Source organism: Burkholderia sp. MSHR3999 (assembly GCF_000833595.1).
In the GTDB taxonomy this organism is placed as follows: Bacteria; Pseudomonadota; Gammaproteobacteria; order Burkholderiales; family Burkholderiaceae; genus Burkholderia; species Burkholderia ubonensis.
Window position 1 is genome coordinate 2,014,848 of sequence record NZ_JRFO01000007.1, and the last position, 23,501, is coordinate 2,038,348.

Here is a 23,501-nt window from a genome sequence, read left to right on the forward strand (position 1 = left end):
GGACGCTCATGCATATCCGTGAAATCCGCTCGAAGATCGCCAGCACCTCGTCCACGCGCAAGATCACGCGTGCGATGGAGATGATGGCGCGCACCAAGATGGCGAGCGCGCAGAAGCGTGCGCGCGATTTCCGCCCCTACGCCGCCAAGGTGAAAGCGATGGCCGAGCGCCTGATCCGCGACCGGCCCGACTACATGTCGGCGCTGATGGCGCGGCGCGACCCGGTGCGCCGCATCGGCCTGATCGTCGTCAGCACCGATCGCGGGCTGTGCGGCCCGCTCAACGCGCGGCTCCTCGTCCACTGCGTCGACGCGCTCGAGCAATGGGACGAGGCCGGCATCGAGTTCGAACTGAGCGTGATCGGCGCGCGCGGCGTCGCGCCGCTGTCGCGCTATGGCGCGCACATCACCGCCCGCACCGGCAGTCTCGCCGGCGAGCCGCGTTTCGACGCGCTGCTCGGCGCGCTGCTCGTGCCGCTGACCGCGTTCATCAACGGCGAGCTCGACGAAGTGCGCGTCGCGTACAACCGGCTGACGAGCGCGCTGACCTACGAACCGCGGATCGACACGGTGCTGCCGGTCGTCGGCCTCGACGACGCGCCGCACGCTGGCGGCATGTCGTCCGACTACCTGTACGAGCCGGGGCCGCGCCCCGTCGCGGACACCGTCCTGCTGCGCTACGTCGAGGCGGTGCTTTATCAGGCCGTCGTCGAGAACTACGCGTGCGAGCAATGCGCGCGGATGTTCAGCATGCAGACCGCGACCGACAACGCGGACCGCGTGCTGCGCGACCTGCGCAACCTGTACCAGAAGACCCGGCAGGCGCAGATCACCACCGAGCTGTGCGAGATCGTCGCCGGCGCGGCGGCCGTCTGAAGGAGGCGCATCGTGGAACCCATCCCCGTGCTGCAGCTCGACATCCTGAGCATCGACGACGTGCTGTTTTCCGGCGTCGCGCGCTCCGTGACCGTTCCCGGCGAGAGCGGCGAACTCGGCATCCATCCGCGCCATGCGCCGCTCTTCACGCGGCTGCGGCCCGGCGTCGTGACGGTCACCGACGCGAAGACCGGCGAGCACCGCCGCATTCTCGTCGCGGGCGGCGTGCTGGAAGTGAGCCGGGACGGCGTGACGCTGATCGCCGATCACGCGCTGCGCACGCCCGAACTGGACGCGCTGCGGGCCCGCGAGGCGCGCAATGCGGCGAACGACTGGCGCCGGCGCTACGCGCAGGAGAGCCGGCGCGCGTTCGATTTCGCGGCCGCGCGCGCTGAATTGATGGACGAGATTCGGCGGTTCTTCCTGCTGGCGCTGCGGCAAGGCGCGGCGGGGGAACGGACGGGCGGCGCCGGCTGAGGGCCGCATGCCGCCCGCGTGCGACGGTCAGTCGCGCAGCTTGCGAAAGCGCGGCGTGCCGTCCTCGAGGGTTTCGTTGAACATCGCTTCCGGGCGCGCCCACAGCCCGCGCGCATGCGGCCACAGGTGCTCGTAGACGACGAGCGATTCTTCCGTTTCGGAATGGCCGGCGACGCCGATCATGCGGTACAGGCCGCCCTTGTAATGGCGGTGGGTCGCGAGTTGTTCGGCTTCCTGTTCGGTCATGGTGCGCTTCCTTCAGCGTGGCAAAAAGCGCGTATTGTATGCGCGCCGCCGGGACTAAACACCTAGCGCGCCGCGTAGATGTCGGGCCGCCGCAATTCCATCATCCGCTCGGGATGCGACGGCGGCTCGAAGCCGACCGGCCGGTACAGCGCGTGCGCGTCGGACGTCACGAGCATGATGCGGCGCAGCCCCTGCACCATGTCCTGCGCGAACACGTGGTCGATCAGCGCGCGGCCGTAGCCCTTGCCGCGTTCGGCCGGCAGCACGAACACGTCGCACAGGTACGCGAAGGTCGCGTGATCGGTGACGAGCCGCGCGAACCCCACCTGCCGCGCGCCGACGTAGGCGCCGAAGCACAGCGAGCCGTCGATCGAGCGGTCGAACACGTCGCGCGGAATCCCTTTTGACCAGTACGCGTCGCGATGCAGGAAGTCGTAGATCGCGTCGATGTCGAGTTCGTGCTTGTCGGTCGAAAATCTCAGCGTGGCGGGGGTGGCAGCGGGCACGTCGGTTCTCCGTTCGGATGGTTGGGAAAATGATCCGCGTCGGGCTTCGCGGCATACGGCAGCCCGAGCACGTCGAGATACAGATGAAGCGCACGCCGCACCGCTTCCGCGACCACGCAAGCGATGTTGTCGAACTCGCCGCCGGCGCACGCGCGGTCCAGCGCGTCATGGTAGGCGGGCCGGTCTTCGTTGCGAATGATCGCGGGCGGATAGCCGTCCTTCATCAGTTCGAAAGCGAGCAGCAGCCGCGCGGTCCGGCCGTTTCCGTCGACGAACGGATGGATCTTCAGGAGCCGCGCATGCAGTTCGGCCGCACGCATGACCGGATGCATCGCGCCGGCCTCGCGATACCAGCCGATCAGCGCCGCCATGTCGGCGGGCAGGTCCAGGAAGCCGGGCGGCACCGTGCTCGCGCCCGCGATCGCGACGTTCTCCTGGCGGTAGCGCCGCACGTCGCCGTTGCCGATCCGGTTCAGCACCAGCCGGTGAAGATTGCGGATCTGCCGCTCGGACAGCGCCTCGCGCTTCGACACGATGTCTTCGACATAGCCGATTGCGTCGCGATGATGCGTCGCGTCGAGATGTTCACGCAGGGTCGTCCCGTCGATCGTGATGCATTCGAGCACGGCCCGGGTCTCGCGCCGCGTCGGGGCGCCGCCCTCGATCACGCTTGCCTGACCTGCCCATTCCCGCACGAGCGTGTCGCGCAACGATGCAACCGCCTGCTGCGACAGTGGACGCGCGGCATCGAGCGTCGCCTTGTCGGCGTCGATCGATTTCAGGAGCGTGGCGAGCTGGCTGGACATCAGGCGTTCCGGAACCGCGTTTGACGTCAGCCAGTATATCTCCCGGCAGGCGCGCCCGCGCTCATGGACCGACGTCGATGCGTCCGTCGAGGCCGTCTGCTTCGCCGTTGGGCCCCGCGGCGAAGAACAGTGCATTGGCGGGCCGACTGTCGAGGCCAATGCCGAATGCCATGCCCCACAGCCCCGGCTCGACGATCGCGCCGCCGTCGCCTTGCTCGAGGGTCCCGAGCACGATCCCGGAAGTCGCATCGAACGCGTGGATCATGCCGTCGCCGCATTTCCTGCTCCGACAAATCGTCGCCTCGCAAATCGGCCGCCGTCACCACCGCCTTATCGAGGTTCGAAAATGCGCAGCACCGGCCGCCCGTCGACCCGCTTCAGCGGGAAATACGAGCGGTGCGTGGTCGGGTCGACCGCGACGACATGCGCATTGGGTCCGACGCGGCCTTTGCCGATCCTGGCCACGTTGGCGCCTTGCACGCGGAACATCGAAACCGTGCCCGCCTCACCCGCGACGTAAAGCGTGCCCGGCCCCGGATCCAGCGCCAGCACGTCCGGATCGGCTCCGACATCGAATGACCGGACAACCTGCTTCGTATGCAAATCGAACACGATCAGCTTGTCGTTACCTTCGCACGCGATGAACGCGAGACCGTCGCGCGCATCGATCAACAGGCCGTGATTGCCTTTGGCGCCCGGCAAATCGAAGCGGCCGACGACGCGATCGGTCCCCGGGTCGATTTCGACAAGCTGACCGCGCGTCTGGACGTTCACGAAGATGTGACGCGAAACCGGGTCGTACTGCGTATTGCCAACCTCGCCGTCGAGCGGAATCGTGGCGACGCGCCGGTTGCTCCGGACATCGATGACGGTTTCCGTTTTCCCGTATTCATCGGAGACGTACAGCTTGCGCATGTCGGGGGCGTAGGCCATCCCGTCCGGGTAGTGTCCTCCGGGCATGCGCGCGACGATCTTCAGCGTCGCGGCGTCGATCGCGACGATCTCGTCGGCGCCGGTCGCGGATGCGTACACGCGCGACAGCTCCGGAACGGCGAGCACGCCGTGCACCGAAGACACGTCGGCAATCCGCGCGGTCACGCGTGACGCACGCGTGTCGAAAACGATCACTTCGCCGTCACCGAGGTGAGCGATGAAGAGCAGATGGCGGCTCGCATCCAGGCTCGCGTAGTCGAGCCGCGTCGGGCGGCCGGGCAGCGGAACGTCCGCGACGTGCTGCAACGGCAGGCTGCCCGACGGCGCGTCGTCGCCCGCCGCGAACACGCAACGGTCGAGCGGGCTCGACGCCCCGAACACCACGGACAACGCGAACGGCAGAAGAAATCTGCCGCACCGGTTTCGGAGGTGTTTCACGATTTCCTCCTGCAACCACGCCGCTATCGCCGCTCCCCTTCGTGGAGCCCGATATGGCGAAAAGCGGCGAGCAACGACAGGTCATACGCGATCTTCAGCGCACCGCATGCGACCAGCGGCGCGCCGAGCCATCCGAGGCCGAACAAGCCGCCGGCGAGCGTCGGCGCGACTGCCGCCGCGAGGCTGCGCGGGACCGACGTGAAGCTGGCGGCCGCCGCGCGCTCCGCCGGCGTGACGACGGCCATCACGTAAGCGGTGCGCGTCGGCACGTCCATTTGAGACAGGGCGCTGCGCATCAGCAGCAGCGCCAACGTCGCCGGCAGCGACGGCGCCAGGGCAGCGCCGATCAGGCAAACGCTGGACGGGATGTGCGTGAAGACCATCGTGTTGAGCAGGCCGATCTTGCGCGAGAGGGGCGCCGCCACAAGTTGGGAGCCTGCCGCGAGCAGGCCGGTGCAGAAAAAGAACCGGCCCGCCGCGCCGACGGAAAACCCGAAACGCTGCATCAGCCAGAGCGACAGCAGCGAGTTGACGACGAGGCCGCCCGCGAACGCGTCGACGCTGAACAGCAGCGCGAGCCGCGTGACGATGCGCCGTGACGGCCCGAGCGGAGGCGCGGCCGCCGCCGCGTGCGATCCTGTACGCGGCAATCTCGTGTACAGCACGCAGACCGCCAAACCGGCCGCCGCATAAACGAGAAACATCGCGCGCATCGCGGCCAGCAGCGACATCCCCGCATGTGAGGCGATCCAGAGCGGCAGGCCCGCGGCGAGCGATCCCGATGCGGCCGACACGGCGCCGACCAGGCTGTAGCGCGCAAACAGCGAGGTCCGCGCATGACCGGTTGCCGCTTCGGCGAGACGCGCCTGCTCGAGCGGCAAGAACAGGCTGACGTCGCCCGAACTCGGATTGAGCGTGCCGACGAAGGCGACGACGAGTAGCGGCCACATGCTCGACAGGCTGGCGAAACCGACACCGGTTGCGGCCATCAGGATCGCCGCGAGGATCAACATGCGACGGTGCGGGAAACGGCTGGCCACCATGCCGACCGCGATCGTCGCGACAGCCGAGCCCATCAACGTCGCGGTGCTGATCAGTCCCACATCGAATTGCGCGAAACCGAGGGAGAGCAGGTACGCGGGGAGCAGCACCGCGATGAAGCCGTCGCAAAACCCGCGCAGGCCGCGGCTCACGAGGATGATCCACGCGGCATGCTCGACGCCGGCCGGCAGGAACCGGCGCGCGAGACGGATCGCGAACGAGACGGCCACGCGGCCGCTAGGCACGTGCATCGCGTTGACACCATGCGTAGAGCGCGTCGACCACCATGATCCCGGCAAGTTTGAGCAAGGCCGGGGCACGCGGAACGGCTTTCATCCGATACGTCATGCTCGCCTCCCCGCCATGCGCGTCATCGATGGAGCAGCGGGTAAGCCACCAGCCCGAAGAGTGCCGCCGCGATCACGATCACCGGTTCCTGCAGCTTCTTGAAGCGCCACAGCAGCACGACCGTGGCAACGGCAACGATGGCGGTGGGAACATCGACGATCGAGCGCTTCGAGATGACGAGGACGGAGCCCGTGATCGCGCCGACCGCTGCCGCCGTGATGCCGTTGACGAATGCCTTGACGTCGGGCCTGTGGCCGTACTTCTTCACGTAAGGCGCGGGAATGATGGTGAACAGATAGCAAGGCAGGAACGTGCCCAGTGCAGCGACGCACGCGCCGGGCAGGCCCGCCACGAGATAGCCGATGAATCCGACCGTGATCACGACCGGCCCCGGCGTGATCATCGCGACCGCGACGGCGTCGACGAACTGCTTGTCGTTGAGCCAGTGATGCTCGGTCACGACGCCGCCGTACAGGAACGGCACGATCGCGAGCCCCGATCCGAACACGAATGCGCCCGCCTTGGCGAAGAACGCGCCGATCTGCACGAGTTGCGGCAGATCGATGCCGCTCAGCAGGCCGGTTGCCGCCGGCAGGTTCGCGCCGGCGAGCGCGTTCAGCCCGCCCTTGTGCAGCCATTTCGGCGGCGCGCGCCAGAACCAGCCGATCAGCCCGGCGACGATGAAGAGCCACGCGATTTCCGATTCGGTGATGAAGGTCACGGCAGCCAGCGTCAGGAAAATCGCCCAAAGCAGCTTGTCGTTGGCGACGGTCTTGGTGGTGAGCTTGTATGCGCTCATCGCGATGATGCCCACCACCGCGGCCCCGACGCCGTAAAAGACCGCCTGCATCCATGACAGCCCACCGAAGTGCGCATAGGCGAACCCGAGCCCGAGGACCATCAGGAACGACGGCAGCACGAATGCGAGCCCGACGAGCGTCGCGCCGAGGATCCGGTAATGAACGAAGCCGAGATAGATCGCGAGCTGGGCGGCCATCGGCCCCGGTGCGAGCTGGGCCAGCGTGAGCCCTTCCTTGTAGTCGGCTTCAGTGATCCAGCCGTACTTCTCGACGAGATCGCGGCGCATGTAGCCGGCGAGCGCGACCGGGCCGCCGAAGCCGAACGCGCCGAGCCGCAGCATGTATCCGACCAGTTGGCCCAGCGTGTAGGTCGGCGCATTCGTGGCAATCGTCGTGGTCATGAACGTCCCCCGGTTTCGCTCTTTCCATTCGATGCGAAATGCGCGTACAGCGCGTCGAGCACCGCGCCCATCTGCTCCAGCAATTGATCGTCGTTTTCGGCGCGTTGGCGCGTGCCGGCCATCACCGCCTCGAAGCCGACCGCTTCGGGCACGGCCGGGCCGCCGACGTCGAGCGCGTGCACGACCTCGCCGAGCCGCATCAGCGCCGGGTCCTTGTCGAGCCCGAAGCTCGCGAGCAATACCTCGAACGTCACGCGCTCGCCGACGTGCGTGAACGCGGCGCCGTCGAAATCGAAGCCGAGCGCGTCAGGCGGGCAATCCGCCGGCGACGCGAGCCAGATGAAGCGGGCTCGCGCGTCGATGAAGCGGCGGATCAGCCAGGCGCTGGCGACGCGATCGACCCACATGCGCTGCCGCGTCGCCCAGGTGCGCCCTTGGTACGCGTCGATCGCGAGCACGCGGATCGCGCGCTCCGCGGCGTGCGGCTCGCCCGGCGACAGCACGGTATCGACGAGCGCGATGAAATCCTGCAACGCGACTTCGGCCCGGGTAGCCGAGTCGCCCGGGAAGTAGTCGATCGCCCGGATCGTGTCGAAATCCTTGCGCAGGCGGCGCAGCAGCCGCGCCAGTTCCGTGGCGGACTGCCCGGCAAGCGTCTTGCGGGCTTCCGCGAGCGTCAGGTTGAAGGCGGCGTACTCCTCGTCGCGATCGAACAGCGCGCGGAATTCCCCTTCCTGCGACGCGTCGAGGCTCGGCGCACGCAACAGGTGGGCGGTGCCGCCGCTTTCGGCGATCGCACCCGCGAGCTCGCGCAGCATGCGTTCCCGCTCGTCCGTGTACGGCAACAGGTAAATGCCGTCGCGCAACACCGCGCAGCCCTTTGCCTTGAGCGCGCGCCAGAAGCGCATGCGCGCCGTCGCGTTCTCCGTCGGCAGGGTCAGAACAAGGAGCAACCAGGTCGAGCCAGCATCCATGTAGCGAATACTACTCTTGCGTTACGACATCTACAAATTTACTTTGAGCGCCTTGCCCGCCCGATTGATAGCCCACGCGCATCAATCCTTCGAAAAAATGCACTTCACGCAGCCGACGATCCGGACCACCATGAGCGCGTCGTCCCGGCCCCGCCCGGACGTCGCCCAATGAAATATCCGGAGACAACCCGATGTCACATTCCGTGGCCACCCCTTCCCCGTCCAGGGCCGCGGCCGTATTCCGCGTCACCGCCGGCAACTTCCTCGAGCAGTTCGACTTCTTCCTGTTCGGTTTCTATGCGACGCAGATCGCGTCGGTGTTCTTCCCGTCGACGAGCGAATTCGCGTCGCTGATGATGACCTTCGCGGTGTTCGGCGCGGGCTTCCTGATGCGCCCGCTCGGCGCGATCGTGCTCGGCGCGTACATCGACGAGGTCGGCCGCCGCAAGGGGCTGATCGTCACGCTGTCGATCATGGCGAGCGGCACGATCCTGATCGCGTTCGTGCCCGGCTACGCGTCGATCGGCCTGCTCGCGCCGGCCGCCGTGCTCGCCGGCCGCCTGCTGCAGGGCTTCTCGGCCGGCGCGGAGCTGGGCGGCGTGTCCGTCTATCTCGCGGAGATGGCGACGCCCGGCCGCAAGGGCTTCTACACGAGCTGGCAGTCGGCCAGCCAGCAGGTGTCGATCGTCGTCGCGGCTGCGCTCGGCTTCGCGCTGAACCAGTGGCTGAGCGCCGCGCAGATCGCCGCGTGGGGCTGGCGCGTGCCGTTCCTCGTCGGCTGCCTGATCGTGCCGGCGATCTTCATGCTGCGCCGCAATCTGCAGGAAACCGAAGAATATGCGCAGCGCCGCCATCGCCCGTCGATGCGCGAGGTGTTCGCGACGCTCGCGCGCAACTGGGCCGTCGTGCTCGGCGGCATGCTGCTCGTCGCGATGACGACGACGAGCTTCTACCTGATCACCGTCTACGCGCCGACCTTCGGCAAGACCGTGCTGCACCTGAGCACCGCGGACAGCCTGCTCGTGACGCTGTGCGTCGCCGTGTCGAACTTCATCTGGCTGCCGATCGGCGGCGCGCTGTCCGACCGTTTCGGCCGCCGCCCGGTGCTGCTCGCGATGACCGCGCTGAACGTGCTGACCGCGTATCCCGCGCTGTCGCTGCTCGCGCACGCGCCGAGCTTCGTCAACATGCTGCTGGTGCTGCTGTGGCTGTCGTTCATGTACGGCCTCTACAACGGCGCGATGGTCGCCGCGCTGACCGAGGTGATGCCCGCCGACGTGCGCGTCGCCGGCTTCTCGCTCGCGTACAGCCTCGCGACCGCGGTGTTCGGCGGCTTCACGCCTGCGATCTCGACCGCGCTGATCCACTCGACCGGCGACAAGGCCGCGCCCGGCTTCTGGATGAGCTTCGCCGCCGCGTGCGCGTTCGGCGCGACGGTGTTGCTGTACAGCCGCCGGCGCGACGCGCTGCGCGCCGCGTGACCGGCCCCGGCTGCCCACTCACGCGCGGCGCCGGCGCGCCGCGCTTTCTCCCGACTTCCGGAATCCGCAAGATGAACCATCGACCATTCACCCGCCGCGCGGCAATCTGGCTCGCCGCCGCCGCGCTCGCCGCCACCGCGCTCCAGGCCCGCGCCGCCGAACTGCGCGTGATGATTTCCGGCGGCTTCACCGCCGCCTACCAGCAGCTCGGCCCCGGCTTCACCGCCGCGACCGGCGACACGCTCGACACGATCCGCGGCCCGTCGATGGGCCAGTCGAAGGAGGCGATTCCGAACCGCCTCGCTCGCGGCGAGCAGGCCGACGCGGTGATCATGGTCGGCTACGCGCTCGACAAGCTGATCCAGGAAGGCAAGGTGATGCCCGCGTCGCGCGTCGAGCTCGCCGATTCGCGGATCGGCATGGTCGTGCGCGCGGGCGCGCCGAAACCGGACATCGGCACCGTCGACGGGCTGAAGGACGCGCTGCTGCGCGCGAAGTCGGTCGCTTACTCGGACAGCGCGAGCGGCGTCTACATCGAAAAGGAAATGTTCAGGAAGCTCGGCATCGATGCGCAGGTTCGCCCGAAGGCGTCGATGGTGCCGAAGATCCCGGTCGCGTCGGTCGTCGCGAACGGCGACTACGAGATCGGCTTCCAGCAGGTCAGCGAACTGCTGCCGGCGCCGGGCGTCACGTACGTCGGCAAGGTGCCCGAAGCGGTGCAGTCGGTCACGCGCTTCGCGGGCGGCATTCCGGTCGGCGCCGCGCATCCGGAGAACGCGAGGAAGCTGCTCGACTATCTCGCGTCGCCACAGGCACAGCCGGTCGTGCGCGCGACCGGGCTCGATTCGGTGACGACGCGCTGAAGTGCCGGACACGGTGCGCCCCCGGCGACGCGCGATTCTGGTATCGTCCGCGGATCTCCGCTCACCGACAGCACGCACCAGATGTCCAAGAACCTTCGCCTCGGCGCAGGCAGCTACCTGCTTTTGATGTCGCTCGGCGTGATCGCATGGTCGCTGCTGACCGGGTTCGCCTGCATCGGCTTCGCCGCGAAGGGGAAGCTCGGGCTCGCCGAGCTGAACAGGATCGTGTCGCTGCTCGGCACGGCGCTCGGCATCGCGTTCTACGCGGCGTCGACCCGACGCCTGCGCGACCTGAACTTCCCCGGCTGGACCGTCAAGGTGCTCGCGTTTCCGCTCATCGGCGTGATCGTGCTGCCGGTGCTGTGCTTCCTGTCCGGCCACCGCTGGGACAATCAGTTCGGGCCGGCGCCCGCGCCGTCCGGGTTCGTCAAGATCGCGGCCGCGCTGATCCTGTTCGCGATCGCTGTCGTGACCGCGCGCTGGGCGCTCGGCGTGTATGTTCAGACACGCTATCTGCTCGCCGCCGGCCTCTGAGCGTGCGGCCGGCATCGCATGACCACGGCGCCCAAGCCCTCGGTGCTCAAGCCCGCTCGTACCAGCCCTTGGACTGGTTGACGATGCGCACCACCAGCAGCATGACCGGCACTTCGATCAGCACGCCCACGACGGTGGCCAGCGCTGCGCCGGAATGGAAGCCGAACAGGCTGATCGCGGCCGCGACCGCGAGCTCGAAGAAATTGGATGCGCCGATCAGCGCCGACGGGCACGCGATAGCGTGCTTCTCGCCCACGGCGCGATTGAGCCAGTACGCGAGCGCCGCGTTGAAGAACACCTGGATCAGGATCGGCACCGCGAGCAGCGCGATCACCAGCGGTTGCTTCAGGATCGCTTCGCCCTGGAACGCGAACAACAGCACCAGCGTGGCCAGCAGCGCGGTGATCGACCACGGGCCGATCCTCGCCATCGCGGCGTCGAACGCCGCCTGCCCTTTCGCGAGCAGCAGCTTGCGCCAGATCTGCGCGAGGATCACCGGAATGACGATGTAGAGCACCACCGACGTGAGCAGCGTGGCCCACGGCACCGTGATCGCGGAAATGCCCAGCAACAGGCCGACCAGCGGCGCGAAGGCGATCACCATGATGCTGTCGTTCAGCGCCACCTGCGACAGCGTGAACAACGGATCGCCGCCGGTCAGCCGGCTCCAGACGAACACCATCGCCGTGCAGGGCGCCGCGGCCAGCAGGATCAGGCCGGCGATGTAGCTGTCGAGCTGATCGGCAGGCAGCATCGGCGCGAAGAGATGCCGGATGAACAGCCAGCCGAGAAACGCCATCGAGAACGGCTTGACGAGCCAGTTGACCACGAGCGTGACGCCGATGCCCCTGATGTGCTGGCGGACTTCATGCAGCGCGCCGAAGTCGACCTTGACGAGCATCGGGATGATCATCACCCAGATCAGCAGCCCCACCGGCAAGTTGACCTGCGCGTATTCCATGCGCGCGATGCGCTGGAACAGGTCGGGCAGCGCCTGGCCGAGCGCGATGCCGGCGACGATGCAGAGCGCGACCCACACGGTCAGATAGCGTTCGAAGAAGTTGATGGCAGGCTTGGCGACTGCCCTTTCCGGCGGGGCGACGTTGGACGTGTTCATGGGACGGCTCGATGCTCAGTTATCCGATCAGTTTTGCGAGATGTCGGCCAGGGCCGTCCGGAGTTCCGCATCGCCCATGCGATCGAGCGGCAGCATCAGCATCTGCAGCATGCGATAGCCGATCGCCTGGCGGGTGAGCTCGAACGCGAGCCGCTTGCCGTCGTCGCCGCCCGGCGCGTTCGACGGATCGGCGTAGCCCCAATGCACTTTGACGGGACTGCCGGGCCAGTACGGGCAGGTCTCCGCGGCCGCGCTGTCGCACACCGTGATGACGATGCGCATTTCAGGCGCGCCGTCGCCGACGAATTCATCCCAGCTCTTGCTGCGGCAGCCGCCGACGTCGACGCCCGCGCGCGTCAGCGCGTCGAGCGCGAACGGATTGAGCCGCCCGCTCGGCGCACTGCCGGCGCTGTACGCGCGCACGTCCTTGCCGAGCTTCGCGGCCCAGTGATTGAGCATCCCTTCCGCGAGCACGCTGCGCGCCGAGTTGTGGGTGCAGAGGATCAGTACGTTGGTGGTCATGGGCGACGCTCGCCGGTCGTGGAACACGCGGCCGCCGGCGAGCAGGGATTGCCGCCGCAGCAGTTTTCCGTGAGGTACGCCAGCAGCCCGTTCATCGTCGCGAAGTTCGCGCAATAGATCACGAAGCGGCCCTCCTGGCGGCTGGTGACGAGCTGCGCATGCGCCAGCTCCTTCAAGTGGAACGACAGCGACGACGGGGGTGCGTCCAGCAGCGTGGCAATCTGGCCGGCCGGCAGCCCTTGCGGCCCCGCCTGCACCAGTGCGCGAAAGATGGCGAGCCGGGATTCGTGCGCGAGCGCCGCGAGCGCGGCAATGGTCTGGTTCGTTTCCATTTTTCGATATTAGTCGAAATATCGAATCGTGAGAAGCCGTCCCGCGCGCTGCCCGAGCCGCTAAACGCGCTGAACCGGCTCCCGCGTCCCCGCTTCCAGCACGTCGCGCAGCCGCTCGCGATCGCAGCCCCGCTGCCAGATCGACACGACGACGACCGCGCACGCGTTGCTGATCACGCTCGTCAACGCGCGCGCCTCCGACATGAAGCGGTCGATGCCGACCAGCAGCGCGACGCCCGCGACCGGCAGGTCGGGCACTACCGTCAGCGTCGCGATCAGCGCGACGAGCCCGCTGCCCGACACGCCCGCCGCGCCCTTCGACGTGATCAGCATCACCGCGAGCAGCGTCGCGACCTGCGCGGCGGACAGCGGCACGTCGCACGCCTGCGCGATGAACAGCGCGGCGAGCGTCAGGTAGATCGCGGTGCCGTCGAGATTGAACGAATACCCGGCAGGCAGCACGAGCCCGACCACGCCCTTGTCGCAGCCGAGCGCTTCGAGCTTGACGAGCAGGCGCGGCAGCACCGGCTCCGTCGACGACGTCGCGAGCACGATCAGCAGCTCCTCGCGCAGATAGCGCAGCAGCCGCCACAGCGAGAAACCGTGCAGGCGCGCGAGCGGCGCGAGCACGAGCATCACGAACAGCGCGCACGCGAGATACATCGCGACGATCAGCTTGCCGAGCGAGCCGAGCGAATCGATGCCGAAGCGCCCGACCGCGAACGCGATCGCGCCGAACGCGCCGAGCGGCGCGAGCCGCATCACGAGCGCGAGCACGCGGAACAGCACGCGCGCGATGCCCTCGACAAATGCATGCACGATGCCGTCGCGCCCTTCGGTCGCGGCCAGCGCGAAGCCGAACAGCAGGCCGACCAGCAGCACCGGCAGCACCTCGCCGGCGGCGAACGCGCCGACGAGCGTATCGGGGATGATCTGCAGCAGGAACGACGCGACGCCCGCCGCCGGCGCGCGTGCCGTAAACGATGCGAGCACCGACGCATCGAGATGGCGTGCCGCGACATGCAGGCCGTCGCCCGGCCGCGCGGCATAGGCGATCGCGAGCCCGACGGCGAGCGCGGCCGCGGTGAGCGCGTAGAACAGCGCGAGCGCCTTGACGATCGTGCGGCCGATGCGCGCGCCGTCGCCGAGCGCATTGATGCCGGTCACGATCGTGCAGAACACGATCGGCGCGACCATCATCCGCACGAGCGCGACGAACGCATCGCCGAGCGGCTTGAGCGCGACGCCCGCCTGTGGAAACAGGTGCCCGACCGCGACGCCGAGCGCCATCCCGACCAGCACCTGCACGTACAGCAGCCTGAGCGGCCGCAGCAGCGTCATGCGCGCTTCCCCGCCGCGCGCTTGGGGCCCGCGGCCGGCTTGCGGTCCTCGATCACGTGCTGGAGGAATTCCTGCGCGGCCGGCGTCAGCGTGCGGCCGCGCCGCCGCACGATGCCGACGCGCCGCGTGACGACCGGCTCGACGAGCGGCACGCTCGTCAGGATCGGATGCGTCGGCAGCGGCATCGCCATCGACGGCACCGCCGCGACGCCGAGGCCCGCCTCGACGAGCCCGAGCATCGTCGTCACGTGCCGCGTCTCGCAGACGCTCGGCGCGCGCGGCGCGACGCCCGCCAGCGCCTGGTCGAGCAGCAGCCGGTTGCCGGAGGTCTTGTCGACGGACACGTAGTCGTATTCGTACAGCTCGCGCCACGTCACGCGCTTCTTCGCGGCGAGCGGATGGTCGCGCCGGCACGCGGCGACGAAGCGCTCCTCGAGCAGCGTCGTGAATTCGACGTCCGCCTCCTGGCTGCCCATGAAGCCGACGCCGAAATCGGCCTCGCCGCTCACCACCGCGTCGAGCACCTCGTTCGCGCTCGCGTCGATCAGCTTGATGCGGATCTTCGGATAGCGGGTGCGGAAACGCGCGATCGTGTTCGGCAGGAAGTAATACGCGACCGACGGCACGCACGCGATCGTCACGTGCCCGAGCCGGCTCGACGATACGTCGCGGATGCCGAGCAGCGCGGCGTCGAGATCGTCGAGCACCTGCTCGGCGCTCGGCGCGAACACGCGCCCGACCGTCGTCAGCGTGACGCTGCGCGTCGTGCGCTCGAACAGCCGCACGCCCAGCGCCTCCTCGAGCTTCTCGATGCGCCGGCTCAATGCCGGCTGCGAAATGTTGATGGCGTCCGCCGCCTTGCGGAAGCTGCCGAGCTGAACCACCGCCCGGAAAGCCTGCAAGTCGGCGAGATCGAAGTTGATGCCCACGCGCTGCCCGTATGCTGGTCTGAATGCCGCTTGGTGCGGCCAGGTGCGGCTATTCTGGGGCCTGTGCGCGGGCGCTGCAAATGCGCGCGCAGGATCGCGCGGGTTCATCCGCTATCCGGCGCGACGCAAGCTGACGAAACGATTACAGATGCAACGATACGCCGCGCGCGCCGGTCAGTGCGCGCTGGCTTCGTCGAGCCGCTTCACGTCGTCCGCGTCGAGCGCGAGCCGGATCGCCGCGCCGAGATCGTGAAGCTGCTCGAGCGACGTCGCGCTCGCGATCGGCGCGGTGATGCTCGGCCGCGCAATCTGCCACGCGAGCGCGACGGCCGTCGGCGTGGCGCGGTGCTTGTCCGCCACCGCGTCGAGCGCGGCGAGAATGCGCAGCCCGCGCGCATCGAGATAGCGCGCGACGCGTTCGCCGCGCGTGCTCTTCGTCAGGTCGTCGACCGACCGGTACTTGCCGGACAGGAAGCCGCTCGCGAGCGCGTAGTAATTGACGACGCCGAGCTTCAGCTCCGTTGCCGCCGGCTCGATGTCGCGTTCGTATTCGGCGCGATCGTACAGGTTGTATTCGGGCTGCACGACCTGATACGCGGGCAGGCCGTCGCGGCGGCTGATCTCGGCGGCCTCGCGCAGGCGCGCGCCGTTGTAGTTCGATGCGCCGATGATCCGCACCTTGCCCGCATCGACCAGCGTCCGGTACGCGCCGAGCGTTTCCTCGAGCGGCGCGGAATCCGGGAGGTCCGCGTGCGAGAAATAAAGATCGATGTAATCGGTCTGCAAGCGGCGCAGCGACTCGTCGGCCGCCTTCAGAATGTTGTCGCGCGACAGGCCCGCGCGCCCTTCGAGCAGGCCGACCTTGGTCGAGATCACGACGTCGTCGCGACGGCCGCGGCGCTTCAGCCACTTGCCGATGATCGTCTCCGATTCGCCGCCGCGGTTGCCGGGCGCCCACGCCGAATAGACGTCGGCCGTGTCGATGAAGTTGATCCCGTGATCGGCCAGCGCGTCGAGCAGCGAGAACGACGTGGCTTCGTCGGCCGTCCAGCCGAACACGTTGCCGCCGAACACGAGCGGCGAGACCTGGATCGAAGACGTGCCGAGCGAACGCAATGCCATGATGAGCCCCCTTGAATGCCTGTCGAGAAATCTCGCGGCGCGCTCCGCCGCGATCGGAGCGGTCATGCTAGTGGACGCGCGACACGGGCTCCAAGCGAATTCGCGCAATAAGGTATGCATGTTTCGCGCAAAGCGCATGACGGAATGACGAACCGACTACAATCGCGGCCACTGTTGCACTATCTGCCATGACCTACCGACTGATCGCGTTCGACTTCGACGGCACGCTCGCCGACTCGTTCGACTGCTTCCTCGCGGCGCTGTCGCAAGCATCGCGCCTGCACGGCTTTCGCGATGTCGACGACACGCTCGTCGCCACGCTGCGCGGCCTGTCCGCGCGCGACATCATCCGCGCGCTCGAGGTGCCGACGTGGAAAGTGCCGCGCGTGACGCTCGACATGCGCCGGCTGATGCAGCAGCGCATCGCGGACGTGACGCTGTTTCCGGGCGTCGTCGAGACCTTCGACGCGCTCGCGGCGCGTGGCGTGCGGATCGCGATTGCGACGTCGAACAGCGAGGCGGTCGTGCGCGACCGGCTCGGCGCACATGCGTGCCGTCACGTCGGGCACTTTGCGTGCGGCATTCCGCTGTTCGGCAAATCGCGCCGGCTGCGCGCGCTCGCGCGCGACGCGGGGCTGCGCACCACCGACGTGCTGTATGTCGGCGACGAGATCCGCGACGCGGACGCCGCGCGCCGCGCGAACGTCGCGTTCCAGGGCGTCGCGTGGGGCTACACCGCGCCCGCCACGTTGCAGCAGCATTGCGCGACGCCGCTGCTGGCCCGCTTCGACGCGCTGCTCGACATCGTGTAACCGACGCACGCGTCCAATCGTCTTACCAACCGTTACACAAGCGACAGCGCGGTTTCACCTGCGGGAAAACCCCTCTCCTAGAATCATTCGGGCCGGGACTCGCTTCGACCGGCGCCGCGGCAGAGCGGCGGTCCAACCCGGTCCGGGCACGCGCCCGGTCTCTCGCACAGCGACGGATCAAGCTATCCGTCCCTCAACTCGAGCCCCGATTTGAAAGGAGGTCCCATGAACCGTTTTCCGAACGCTTCGCGCCTTGCGCTGTCTGCCGCCGGTCTGCTTCTCGTCGCCGTGACGGCGACCGCGCAAACCGCCCAACCGGCTCAACCCGGCCAGCCGGCCGAACCGGCGCAAACCGCGCCGTCGGCCGGCGCGCCGCGGCTCCACGAAGCCGACCAGTCGTTCATCAACGACGGCACGAAAACCGTCTCGACGCAACGCGGCGCGGCGCGAATCGCCGACTCCCGCTCGTCGGACAGCCAGGTCAAGGCATTCGCGCAGCGCGTGAGCGCCGACGACGAAAAGATCATCCAGGCCATGCGCGCCGCGAGCCCGCGCGGCGTCGACGTGCCGCACAACGATCCGGACACGGCCGTGCTCGACAGCATCAAGACCCTGCGCGGCGCGGAATTCGACAAGGCCTATATCGAGCAGGTCGCGCTCGCCGGCCAGCAGAAGGCGATCTCGGCGTTCCAGGCTGAAATCGCGGCAGGCCGCGACACGAAGCTGAAGGAAGTCGCGCGCCAGGCGCTGCCGATCCTGCAGGCGCACTACGCGGACGCGCAGAAGCTCGCGCAGCGTCATCACCTCGCATCGGCGCAGTAACGCGCCGGGCATGCGCGCGCGCGCGCGCAGCTGCCTGCTTCCCTGTCTCGCCGCCGCCGGCCCCCTCTCCCGGCGGCGGCCTCGCCGCGCGCGATTTCTCGTTGAGCTCGTCCGTCGTGAACGGGAGAACGACGAGGGGAAACGGCGCAAAGCGTCCATCATGCGGCCGCGCGCCGGCCGAGATGCGCGGCGAGCCGGCCGCGGATCGCATCCGCCTCGTCGCGCAGCGCGCCGGTGAACGCATCGACGAGCAGGCTCTTCGGCCGGTGCTCGGGCACGATCACGCTGACCCGGTAAGGGAACGAGCGCGCGAGCGGCCGGATCTGCAGGTCGCGCCCCGCGAAATCGAGCGCGGTCAGCGGATTGACGATCGCCGCGCCGAGCCCCTGGCGCACGAACGCGCACACCGACACGGCCGACGGCGTCTCGACGACCGAGCGCGGCGCGACGCCGAGCTGCGCGAACGCTTCGTCGATCATGATCCGGTACGGGTCGTTCAGCGACAGGCTGACGAACGGGCGATCCGCGAGATCCGCGAGTTCGATCGTCCCCTTCGCGAGCAGCGGATGGCCGTCCGGCAGCACGCACACCTCGTCGGCCTCGAACAGCGGCGCGAGCACGGTGCCGGCCGGCGCGACGTCGTGCTCGGTGAGGCCGAGGTCGTAGCGCTGAGCGGTGAGCCACTCCTCGAGCACCGGCGACTCCTGCGTCGCGACCGACACGCTGACGCCTGCATGCGCCGCATGAAAGCGCCGGCACGCGCCCGGCAGGATCGCGTGCGAGAAAGCCGGCAGCGCGATCACCGACAGCTGGCCGTCGCGAAACTCGCGCAGCCGTGCGGCCGTCGCCGCGACACGCTCCAGCCCCACATACGCGAGCCGCACGTCGTCGAACAGCGTGAGCGCGGCCATCGTCGGCCGCAGCCGCCCGTGCGCGCGCTCGAACAGCGCGAAGCCGACGATCTGCTCCATCCGCGCGAGCTCGCGGCTGATCGTCGGCTGCGACGTGTAGAGCATCTCGGCCGCGCGGGTCGCGCTGCCGGTGACCATCAGCGCGCGGAACACCTCGATGTGGCGATGCGTGAGCGTAGCCATATATATCCAGAATGAATCGAATATAGACAAAACGGCATTTTACTGGATGACCGTTCGGGCGCATCATGCCCTCTATCCGTTCATTCGCCCCGATTCACTCGTCATGTCCCTCGATTCCCGCCAGCTCGCGACACTTGCGCAACAATACGGCACCCCGCTGTGGGTCTACGACGCCGACGTCATCCGCGACCGCATCGCGCAGCTGCGCCGGTTCGACGTGATCCGCTACGCGCAGAAAGCCTGCTCGAACGTCCATATCCTGAGGCTGATGCGCGACGAAGGCGTGCTCGTCGACGCGGTGTCGCTCGGCGAGATCGAACGCAGCCTCGCGGCGGGGTTCCGGCCGGACGGCGACCCCGAAGGCGTCGTGTTCACGGCCGACCTGATCGACCGCCCGACGCTCGCGGCGGTGCTCAGGCACGGCGTGACCGTCAACGCGGGCTCGCTCGACATGCTCGCGCGCATCGGCGAGCATGCGAGCGGCCACCGCGTGTGGCTGCGCATCAACCCGGGCTTCGGCCACGGCCACAGCAACAAGACCAACACCGGCGGCCCGCAGAGCAAGCACGGCATCTGGATCGGCGACGTGCCGCGCGCGATCGAGATCGTGCGCCAGTACGGGCTGAAGCTCGTCGGCATCCACATGCACATCGGCTCGGGCGTCGACTACGGCCACCTGTCGCAGGTGTGCGACGCGATGGTCGACCTCGTCACGTCGCTCGGCCACGACATCGACGCGATCTCGGCGGGCGGCGGCCTGTCGATCCCGTACCGCGACGGCGAGCCGCGCGTCGACGTCGATCACTACTTCAGCCAGTGGGACGCCGCGCGCAAGCGGATCGAGCAGCATCTCGGCCACCCGGTGCGCATCGAGATCGAGCCGGGCCGCTTCCTCGTCGCCGAATCCGGCACGCTCGTCGCCGAGGTGCAGTCGGTCAACCGCCGGCCGAAGCACGACTTCGTGCTGATCGACGCGGGCTTCAACGACCTGATGCGCCCGGCGATGTACGGCAGCTATCACGGCATCACCGTGCACGCGCCCGACGGCGGGGAACCCGACGGCCGGCCACTCGCGCACGTCGCGATCGCCGGGCCGCTGTGCGAATCCGGCGACGTGTTCACGCAGGACGCGGGTGGCGTGGTCACGCACCGTCATCTGCCGCAGCCGCAGATCGGCGACCTGCTGTTCCTGCACGACGCGGGCGCATACGGCTCGTCGATGTCGTCGAACTACAACAGCCGGCCGCTCGCGCCGGAAGTGCTCGTCGATCGCGGCGCGCCGCGCCTGATCCGGCGCCGGCAGACGATTGCCGAACTGCTCGCGCTGGAGTTGGACGCGTAAGCGGGTCGTTCCGGATCGTTCCACCTCGTTGCAGGATCGGCCGCCGCATGCATGCGGCGGCCGGTTTCTCTCCCCCTCCCGTGAGCCGATGCCATCTCATCTGGCTAGAACGGCTTGGTCAATGGCTCAAGCATCGACGAACAGGACCTTGCCGCTAATGAAGCCATCGACCGACCGTTCGAACGCCTTTCCTACGAGCGCACTTGGGACCGGTTGGAAGCCCGGCATCATTTCGCCATAAACGTCCCATGCCTCCTCGAGCACGGTGGGATTGACGGCGTTGATCCTGATGCCTCGGGGAAGCTCATGGGCCACACACTGGACAAAGGTGTCGATGGCGCCGCTGGTCGTGGCATCTGCGATCGCGAAAGGAATCGGCTTGACGTTCAGAATCCCCGAAATCAGGGTGATGGACCCTTTGTCGCTGATGTGATCAAGTGCGACCTTCGCTACGTTGATCTGGCCGACAAGTTTGCTGAGGATCGTCGTCTGCCATTGATCCGAGGTCATTTCTGCGAACGGGGCATATTCACAGTACCCGACCGTGTTGACGACCGCATCAAAAGACCCCACGTTCTCGTAGAGGCGAACCAGGGATTCCTGGTTGGTGATGTCGACTTGAAAGTCGCAGCCTTCACCACTGCGGCTCGCGGTGATGACCTGATGTTTCGAGAGACCGGTTAGAGCAGCCTGTCCCATTTTCCCATTCGCACCGATCAGAATGACACGCCTCATGGAAATGATCCTTTTCAAGAAAGTCGATGCCATAATCGTAGCGGAGGCCGACGCCGAAAGGCTCCCAATATCATTGTATGAGATACAACCGTCATGATAGACAAGCTCGATGTAAAGCACATGCGCGTTTTCTTGAATCTAATGCGAGAAAGAAACGTGTCCAGGGTCGCTCTCCGAATGAACATTTCCCAGCAGGCGGCAAGCGCTTATTTGAAGCGCCTGCGAGAGTTATTCCCTCACGAGCTTTTCCTTCGAAAAAGCGACGGCCTGGTTCCGACGGATTTCGCTTACGACCTGGCGTCCAAATTAGAGGTGGCCGTTCTGGATCTCGATGGACTGATGGCGTCCACCCCGTTTGACCCATCGGCTTCAAATCGGGTCGTCAGAATTCTGGCGGATGAATACGCTCAGCTCACGATCATCCCCCGCTTGTGCCGAAATATCGCAGCAGCTGCACCCGACATGTCCTTGGATATACAGGATTTCAATGCCGCAACGCATCCCGAGACGTTGGCTTCAGGCGCAGCAGATTTAGCGATCGGATTTCGGGATTTGATAGATCACGGATTGACTCAAGAGACAGTCAAGAAGGATTATCTTTCTTGCGTCGTTTCAAAGCATTCCGCAATTCCCCAAAGAATATCTTCGCTGCGCGACCTGGCCGATGTGCCGCGCGTCGGATTTATTCGCAGCATCGACAATCCCAATCGATCCGGGGACCACGCATTTGGACAACTGCCGTTCCATGGAAAATTGGCAGCCGTATTGCCGTGCTATACCTCCTTGCATTCTTTCATGGAATTCAACGACGTATTCGCCTATGTTCCGTCCGCGATTGCCGCCGCCGACGACCTGCGAGTTCTGCCGTTCACGATTGAACCGAATGAACTGGAGATCGCAGTGGCCTGGCATCGCCGCGCAGCGGGAAGCTCGTTGCGAAAGTGGCTCGTCGAGCTTGTCGTCAAATCGGTTATGGATAAGCGGTAAGTATTTTTTGGGGGCGGTCTCAAATCTGCCTCATTGATCGCACTTCTCTTCATTTCATTTCGGGATATTCCGCTGCGCACGTGCAGCGCGCGCGCATCCACGTCAACCGCGCATCCGGCACGGCGCCATAGGCCGTTCGTCACGCCGCGGTCCATGACGACTGCCGCATTGTCCGCGCGACGCGCGCCACGCACAGTGCGACCACGGGTCCGCGCACGACGCGCGACGCCGCTCAAAGGAATCCCGCCATGAAACAGCTCGTCCGCGTCATCTCCGTACGCCACGACTGCGCGGCCAAGCGCACGCATCCCGACGCGCCGCGTTGCGTGATCGGCTTCGTGCCGTCCACCGACGTCGCGCTCCCCGTGCCGCGGTCGCTGCAATACATCGCGCACGACGACGGCCACGCCGCCAGGCAGGTCGCGGTGTTCGAGGTCGACCGCACGCGGCTGCGCCGGACGCGCATCGCGCCGGCCGCCTGCATGCGCGATCCGGGCGCGGATACCAGCGAACGGGTCGCGATCCACGCATTCACGGCCGACGCGCCGGCCCCGGGCGGAGCGCAATGAAATGGACACGTTCCGCTTCGCGCGCTGGCTCGACGGCCGGCGCCGCCCGCCCGTGCCGCCGCCCGCGCCGCGCGCGGCGGACGGGCTCGCCGCGCAGCTTTGCGACGAATGCGAGGCGATGGCGCGCTTCGCGCTGCATCACGGGCTGCCCGTCGAGCCGGACACCGTCGCGCAGCTCGCGACACTGATCGCCAACGGCCGCTCGCCGGCCGACCCGCCGCTCGCCCCCGCGCAGCAGCGCGTGCTCGCGACGCTCCACCGCAAGCTCGCCGCGCTCGTCGCGCCCGCCACGCCGCAAGCCGTCACGCTGCTCGACCTGCATCGCCGCAACGCGCATCCGCTCGCATGGCTCGGCCCGGTGCCGCTGATCCGGCTGCTGACCTTCTCCGCGCTCGGCTTCCTGTTCGCGGTGATCGCGACGAGCCTGTCGCCGCACGTGTCGAGCGAGAACATCGACCGCGGCTTCCTGCAGTCCGACGGCACGCTGCTGCTGTGGAACACGCTGTTCCTGCTGTGCTGCGCGGGGCTCGGCGCGTCGTTCGCGACGCTGTTCCAGGCGCACCGCTACGTCGCCGCGTCGACCTACGACCCGAAGTACGACGCGTCGTACGGCGCGCGGCTGATCCTCGGCGTGATCGCCGGGCTGATCCTCGTCGAGATGCTGCCGTCCCAGCTTTTTGCGCAGGGCAGCATGCAGAGCTTCGGCCGGCCCGCGCTCGCGATGCTCGGCGGCTTCTCCGCGACGGCCGTGCACCGCGTGCTGCAACGGCTCGTCGACACGCTCGAGACCCTCGTGCAGGGCGACCGCTCGGCCGACGTCGATGCGACGCTCGCCGCCACCCGCGCCCGCGCCGCCAGCGAGCGCGCGCACTGGCAAGGCGAGCTCGCGGCGAGCCTGCTCGACCTGCAGCAGTCGCTCGACACGTCCGCGTCCGCCGACGCGATCCGCGCGCGCCTTGCCGCATTCACGCGCGCGATGCTCGCCGCCGATCCGTCGCTCGCGCAGCGCGGCGCGCCGCTTTCCCCCACGCCGCCCAACGACCATCAGGAGTAG

Annotated in this window: 26 protein-coding genes and 1 pseudogene; 11 read left to right on the top strand and 16 right to left on the bottom strand. The window is 67.7% G+C overall.

Annotation, left to right across the window (positions count from 1 at the left end; translation table 11 throughout):
• Positions 1 to 8: 8 nt before the first annotated feature.
• Together atpG and atpC are read left to right on the top strand one after the other, a co-directional pair.
• The gene (atpG, locus tag KY49_RS32225; RefSeq protein ID WP_042588322.1) at positions 9 to 875 is read left to right on the top strand and encodes an ATP synthase F1 subunit gamma; all 867 of its coding nucleotides are present in this window, start codon (positions 9 to 11) and stop codon (positions 873 to 875) included.
• A 21-nt stretch (positions 876 to 896) separates the two neighbouring features.
• Positions 897 to 1,352, top strand: coding sequence for an ATP synthase F1 subunit epsilon (gene atpC / locus KY49_RS32230; protein WP_042588905.1), 456 nt, complete (start codon positions 897 to 899; stop codon positions 1,350 to 1,352).
• A 27-nt stretch (positions 1,353 to 1,379) separates the two neighbouring features.
• On the opposite strand, the gene KY49_RS32235 is transcribed toward atpC, so the two are convergent.
• The 8 genes and pseudogenes from KY49_RS32235 to KY49_RS32270 form a co-directional block, all read right to left on the bottom strand.
• Positions 1,380 to 1,598 carry a DUF1653 domain-containing protein gene (locus tag KY49_RS32235; protein WP_042588323.1) on the bottom strand — a complete coding sequence of 73 codons (219 nt, stop codon included), beginning with the start codon at positions 1,596 to 1,598 and terminating at the stop codon, positions 1,380 to 1,382.
• Between the two features lie 62 nt (positions 1,599 to 1,660).
• Positions 1,661 to 2,104 carry a GNAT family N-acetyltransferase gene (locus KY49_RS32240; protein ID WP_042588324.1) on the bottom strand — a complete coding sequence of 148 codons (444 nt, stop codon included), beginning with the start codon at positions 2,102 to 2,104 and terminating at the stop codon, positions 1,661 to 1,663.
• Positions 2,077 to 2,910, bottom strand: a complete 834-nt coding sequence (locus tag KY49_RS32245; protein ID WP_042588325.1) for a Fic family protein — start codon at positions 2,908 to 2,910, stop codon at positions 2,077 to 2,079. The genes KY49_RS32240 and KY49_RS32245 overlap by 28 nt, the downstream gene beginning before the upstream one ends.
• Before the next feature lie 61 nt (positions 2,911 to 2,971).
• Positions 2,972 to 3,184 (bottom strand): annotated as a pseudogene (locus KY49_RS32250) (TIGR03118 family protein); the annotation flags it as partial.
• A 56-nt stretch (positions 3,185 to 3,240) separates the two neighbouring features.
• On the bottom strand, positions 3,241 to 4,281 hold the full coding sequence (locus tag KY49_RS32255; RefSeq protein WP_442854662.1) for a YncE family protein: 1,041 nt from the start codon (positions 4,279 to 4,281) through the stop codon (positions 3,241 to 3,243).
• A 23-nt stretch (positions 4,282 to 4,304) separates the two neighbouring features.
• A complete protein-coding gene (locus KY49_RS32260; protein ID WP_042588327.1) occupies positions 4,305 to 5,573 on the bottom strand; it encodes an MFS transporter in 1,269 nt (422 codons plus the stop codon).
• A 119-nt stretch (positions 5,574 to 5,692) separates the two neighbouring features.
• Positions 5,693 to 6,871, bottom strand: a complete 1,179-nt coding sequence (locus tag KY49_RS32265) for a chromate transporter (protein ID WP_042588328.1) — start codon at positions 6,869 to 6,871, stop codon at positions 5,693 to 5,695.
• Entirely contained in the window at positions 6,868 to 7,845 is a 978-nt protein-coding gene (locus tag KY49_RS32270; RefSeq protein WP_042588329.1) for a chromate resistance protein ChrB domain-containing protein, read from the bottom strand. Before KY49_RS32270 ends, KY49_RS32265 begins: the two co-directional genes overlap by 4 nt.
• 191 nt (positions 7,846 to 8,036) lie before the next feature.
• On the opposite strand from KY49_RS32270, the gene KY49_RS32275 reads away from it, so the two are divergent.
• From KY49_RS32275 to KY49_RS32285, 3 genes are all read left to right on the top strand, one after another.
• On the top strand, positions 8,037 to 9,326 hold the full coding sequence (locus tag KY49_RS32275) for an MFS transporter (protein WP_042588330.1): 1,290 nt from the start codon (positions 8,037 to 8,039) through the stop codon (positions 9,324 to 9,326).
• A gap of 71 nt (positions 9,327 to 9,397) precedes the next feature.
• On the top strand, positions 9,398 to 10,189 hold the full coding sequence (locus KY49_RS32280; RefSeq protein WP_042588331.1) for a substrate-binding domain-containing protein: 792 nt from the start codon (positions 9,398 to 9,400) through the stop codon (positions 10,187 to 10,189).
• A gap of 81 nt (positions 10,190 to 10,270) precedes the next feature.
• Positions 10,271 to 10,723, top strand: coding sequence for a DUF805 domain-containing protein (locus KY49_RS32285; protein ID WP_042588332.1), 453 nt, complete (start codon positions 10,271 to 10,273; stop codon positions 10,721 to 10,723).
• Positions 10,724 to 10,769: 46 nt separating this feature from the next.
• Here the strand turns inward: KY49_RS32285 and arsB are convergent, their stop codons facing one another.
• The 6 genes from arsB to KY49_RS32315 all read right to left on the bottom strand — a co-directional run bounded on the left by arsB (position 10,770) and on the right by KY49_RS32315 (position 16,086).
• A complete protein-coding gene (gene arsB / locus KY49_RS32290) occupies positions 10,770 to 11,840 on the bottom strand; it encodes an ACR3 family arsenite efflux transporter (protein ID WP_042588333.1) in 1,071 nt (356 codons plus the stop codon).
• Between the two features lie 27 nt (positions 11,841 to 11,867).
• Positions 11,868 to 12,362 carry an arsenate reductase ArsC gene (locus KY49_RS32295; protein WP_010093899.1) on the bottom strand — a complete coding sequence of 165 codons (495 nt, stop codon included), beginning with the start codon at positions 12,360 to 12,362 and terminating at the stop codon, positions 11,868 to 11,870.
• Entirely contained in the window at positions 12,359 to 12,694 is a 336-nt protein-coding gene (locus KY49_RS32300; RefSeq protein ID WP_010093897.1) for an ArsR/SmtB family transcription factor, read from the bottom strand. Before KY49_RS32300 ends, KY49_RS32295 begins: the two co-directional genes overlap by 4 nt.
• A gap of 60 nt (positions 12,695 to 12,754) precedes the next feature.
• Positions 12,755 to 14,035: a C4-dicarboxylate transporter DctA gene (dctA, locus tag KY49_RS32305; RefSeq protein ID WP_042588334.1), complete on the bottom strand. Its 1,281-nt coding sequence runs from the start codon at positions 14,033 to 14,035 to the stop codon at positions 12,755 to 12,757.
• Positions 14,032 to 14,964: a LysR family transcriptional regulator gene (locus tag KY49_RS32310; protein ID WP_042588335.1), complete on the bottom strand. Its 933-nt coding sequence runs from the start codon at positions 14,962 to 14,964 to the stop codon at positions 14,032 to 14,034. The genes dctA and KY49_RS32310 overlap by 4 nt, the downstream gene beginning before the upstream one ends.
• Before the next feature lie 174 nt (positions 14,965 to 15,138).
• Positions 15,139 to 16,086, bottom strand: a complete 948-nt coding sequence (locus KY49_RS32315) for an aldo/keto reductase (RefSeq protein ID WP_042588336.1) — start codon at positions 16,084 to 16,086, stop codon at positions 15,139 to 15,141.
• A 188-nt stretch (positions 16,087 to 16,274) separates the two neighbouring features.
• Between KY49_RS32315 and KY49_RS32320 the strand changes: the two genes are divergently transcribed.
• Positions 16,275 to 16,898, top strand: a complete 624-nt coding sequence (locus tag KY49_RS32320) for an HAD hydrolase-like protein (protein WP_042588337.1) — start codon at positions 16,275 to 16,277, stop codon at positions 16,896 to 16,898.
• A 225-nt stretch (positions 16,899 to 17,123) separates the two neighbouring features.
• Positions 17,124 to 17,720: a DUF4142 domain-containing protein gene (locus tag KY49_RS32325; RefSeq protein WP_042588338.1), complete on the top strand. Its 597-nt coding sequence runs from the start codon at positions 17,124 to 17,126 to the stop codon at positions 17,718 to 17,720.
• A gap of 158 nt (positions 17,721 to 17,878) precedes the next feature.
• Here KY49_RS32325 and KY49_RS32330 read toward each other — a convergent pair whose 3' ends face one another.
• Entirely contained in the window at positions 17,879 to 18,814 is a 936-nt protein-coding gene (locus KY49_RS32330) for a LysR family transcriptional regulator (RefSeq protein ID WP_042588339.1), read from the bottom strand.
• A 103-nt stretch (positions 18,815 to 18,917) separates the two neighbouring features.
• Here KY49_RS32330 and lysA point away from each other — a divergent pair, with 103 nt between their 5' ends.
• Complete coding sequence (lysA, locus tag KY49_RS32335; RefSeq protein WP_042588907.1) at positions 18,918 to 20,156, top strand: diaminopimelate decarboxylase; 1,239 nt, start codon at positions 18,918 to 18,920, stop codon at positions 20,154 to 20,156.
• A 126-nt stretch (positions 20,157 to 20,282) separates the two neighbouring features.
• Here lysA and KY49_RS32340 read toward each other — a convergent pair whose 3' ends face one another.
• A complete protein-coding gene (locus tag KY49_RS32340) occupies positions 20,283 to 20,891 on the bottom strand; it encodes a short chain dehydrogenase (protein ID WP_042588340.1) in 609 nt (202 codons plus the stop codon).
• Between the two features lie 141 nt (positions 20,892 to 21,032).
• Between KY49_RS32340 and KY49_RS32345 the strand changes: the two genes are divergently transcribed.
• From KY49_RS32345 to KY49_RS32355, 3 genes are all read left to right on the top strand, one after another.
• Positions 21,033 to 21,878, top strand: coding sequence for a LysR family transcriptional regulator (locus KY49_RS32345; RefSeq protein WP_231636678.1), 846 nt, complete (start codon positions 21,033 to 21,035; stop codon positions 21,876 to 21,878).
• A 248-nt stretch (positions 21,879 to 22,126) separates the two neighbouring features.
• Positions 22,127 to 22,447, top strand: coding sequence for a hypothetical protein (locus tag KY49_RS32350; protein ID WP_042588341.1), 321 nt, complete (start codon positions 22,127 to 22,129; stop codon positions 22,445 to 22,447).
• A 1-nt stretch (position 22,448) separates the two neighbouring features.
• Positions 22,449 to 23,501, top strand: coding sequence for a hypothetical protein (locus tag KY49_RS32355; RefSeq protein ID WP_088511771.1), 1,053 nt, complete (start codon positions 22,449 to 22,451; stop codon positions 23,499 to 23,501).

Coding starts and splice junctions, on each gene's coding strand:
- arsB (WP_042588333.1), bottom strand. CDS start 11,840: ATGAACACGTCCAACGTCGCCCCGCCGGAAAGGGCAGTCGCCAAGCCT.
- KY49_RS32265 (WP_042588328.1), bottom strand. CDS start 6,871: ATGACCACGACGATTGCCACGAATGCGCCGACCTACACGCTGGGCCAA.
- KY49_RS32235 (WP_042588323.1), bottom strand. CDS start 1,598: ATGACCGAACAGGAAGCCGAACAACTCGCGACCCACCGCCATTACAAG.
- lysA (WP_042588907.1), top strand. CDS start 18,918: ATGTCCCTCGATTCCCGCCAGCTCGCGACACTTGCGCAACAATACGGC.
- dctA (WP_042588334.1), bottom strand. CDS start 14,035: ATGACGCTGCTGCGGCCGCTCAGGCTGCTGTACGTGCAGGTGCTGGTC.
- KY49_RS32325 (WP_042588338.1), top strand. CDS start 17,124: ATGAACCGTTTTCCGAACGCTTCGCGCCTTGCGCTGTCTGCCGCCGGT.
- KY49_RS32275 (WP_042588330.1), top strand. CDS start 8,037: ATGTCACATTCCGTGGCCACCCCTTCCCCGTCCAGGGCCGCGGCCGTA.
- KY49_RS32245 (WP_042588325.1), bottom strand. CDS start 2,910: ATGTCCAGCCAGCTCGCCACGCTCCTGAAATCGATCGACGCCGACAAG.
- KY49_RS32355 (WP_088511771.1), top strand. CDS start 22,449: ATGGACACGTTCCGCTTCGCGCGCTGGCTCGACGGCCGGCGCCGCCCG.
- KY49_RS32330 (WP_042588339.1), bottom strand. CDS start 18,814: ATGGCTACGCTCACGCATCGCCACATCGAGGTGTTCCGCGCGCTGATG.
- KY49_RS32260 (WP_042588327.1), bottom strand. CDS start 5,573: ATGCACGTGCCTAGCGGCCGCGTGGCCGTCTCGTTCGCGATCCGTCTC.
- KY49_RS32340 (WP_042588340.1), bottom strand. CDS start 20,891: ATGAGGCGTGTCATTCTGATCGGTGCGAATGGGAAAATGGGACAGGCT.
- KY49_RS32270 (WP_042588329.1), bottom strand. CDS start 7,845: ATGGATGCTGGCTCGACCTGGTTGCTCCTTGTTCTGACCCTGCCGACG.
- atpG (WP_042588322.1), top strand. CDS start 9: ATGCATATCCGTGAAATCCGCTCGAAGATCGCCAGCACCTCGTCCACG.
- KY49_RS32320 (WP_042588337.1), top strand. CDS start 16,275: ATGACCTACCGACTGATCGCGTTCGACTTCGACGGCACGCTCGCCGAC.
- KY49_RS32300 (WP_010093897.1), bottom strand. CDS start 12,694: ATGGAAACGAACCAGACCATTGCCGCGCTCGCGGCGCTCGCGCACGAA.
- KY49_RS32350 (WP_042588341.1), top strand. CDS start 22,127: ATGAAACAGCTCGTCCGCGTCATCTCCGTACGCCACGACTGCGCGGCC.
- KY49_RS32345 (WP_231636678.1), top strand. CDS start 21,033: ATGCGAGAAAGAAACGTGTCCAGGGTCGCTCTCCGAATGAACATTTCC.
- KY49_RS32295 (WP_010093899.1), bottom strand. CDS start 12,362: ATGACCACCAACGTACTGATCCTCTGCACCCACAACTCGGCGCGCAGC.
- KY49_RS32280 (WP_042588331.1), top strand. CDS start 9,398: ATGAACCATCGACCATTCACCCGCCGCGCGGCAATCTGGCTCGCCGCC.
- KY49_RS32285 (WP_042588332.1), top strand. CDS start 10,271: ATGTCCAAGAACCTTCGCCTCGGCGCAGGCAGCTACCTGCTTTTGATG.
- KY49_RS32315 (WP_042588336.1), bottom strand. CDS start 16,086: ATGGCATTGCGTTCGCTCGGCACGTCTTCGATCCAGGTCTCGCCGCTC.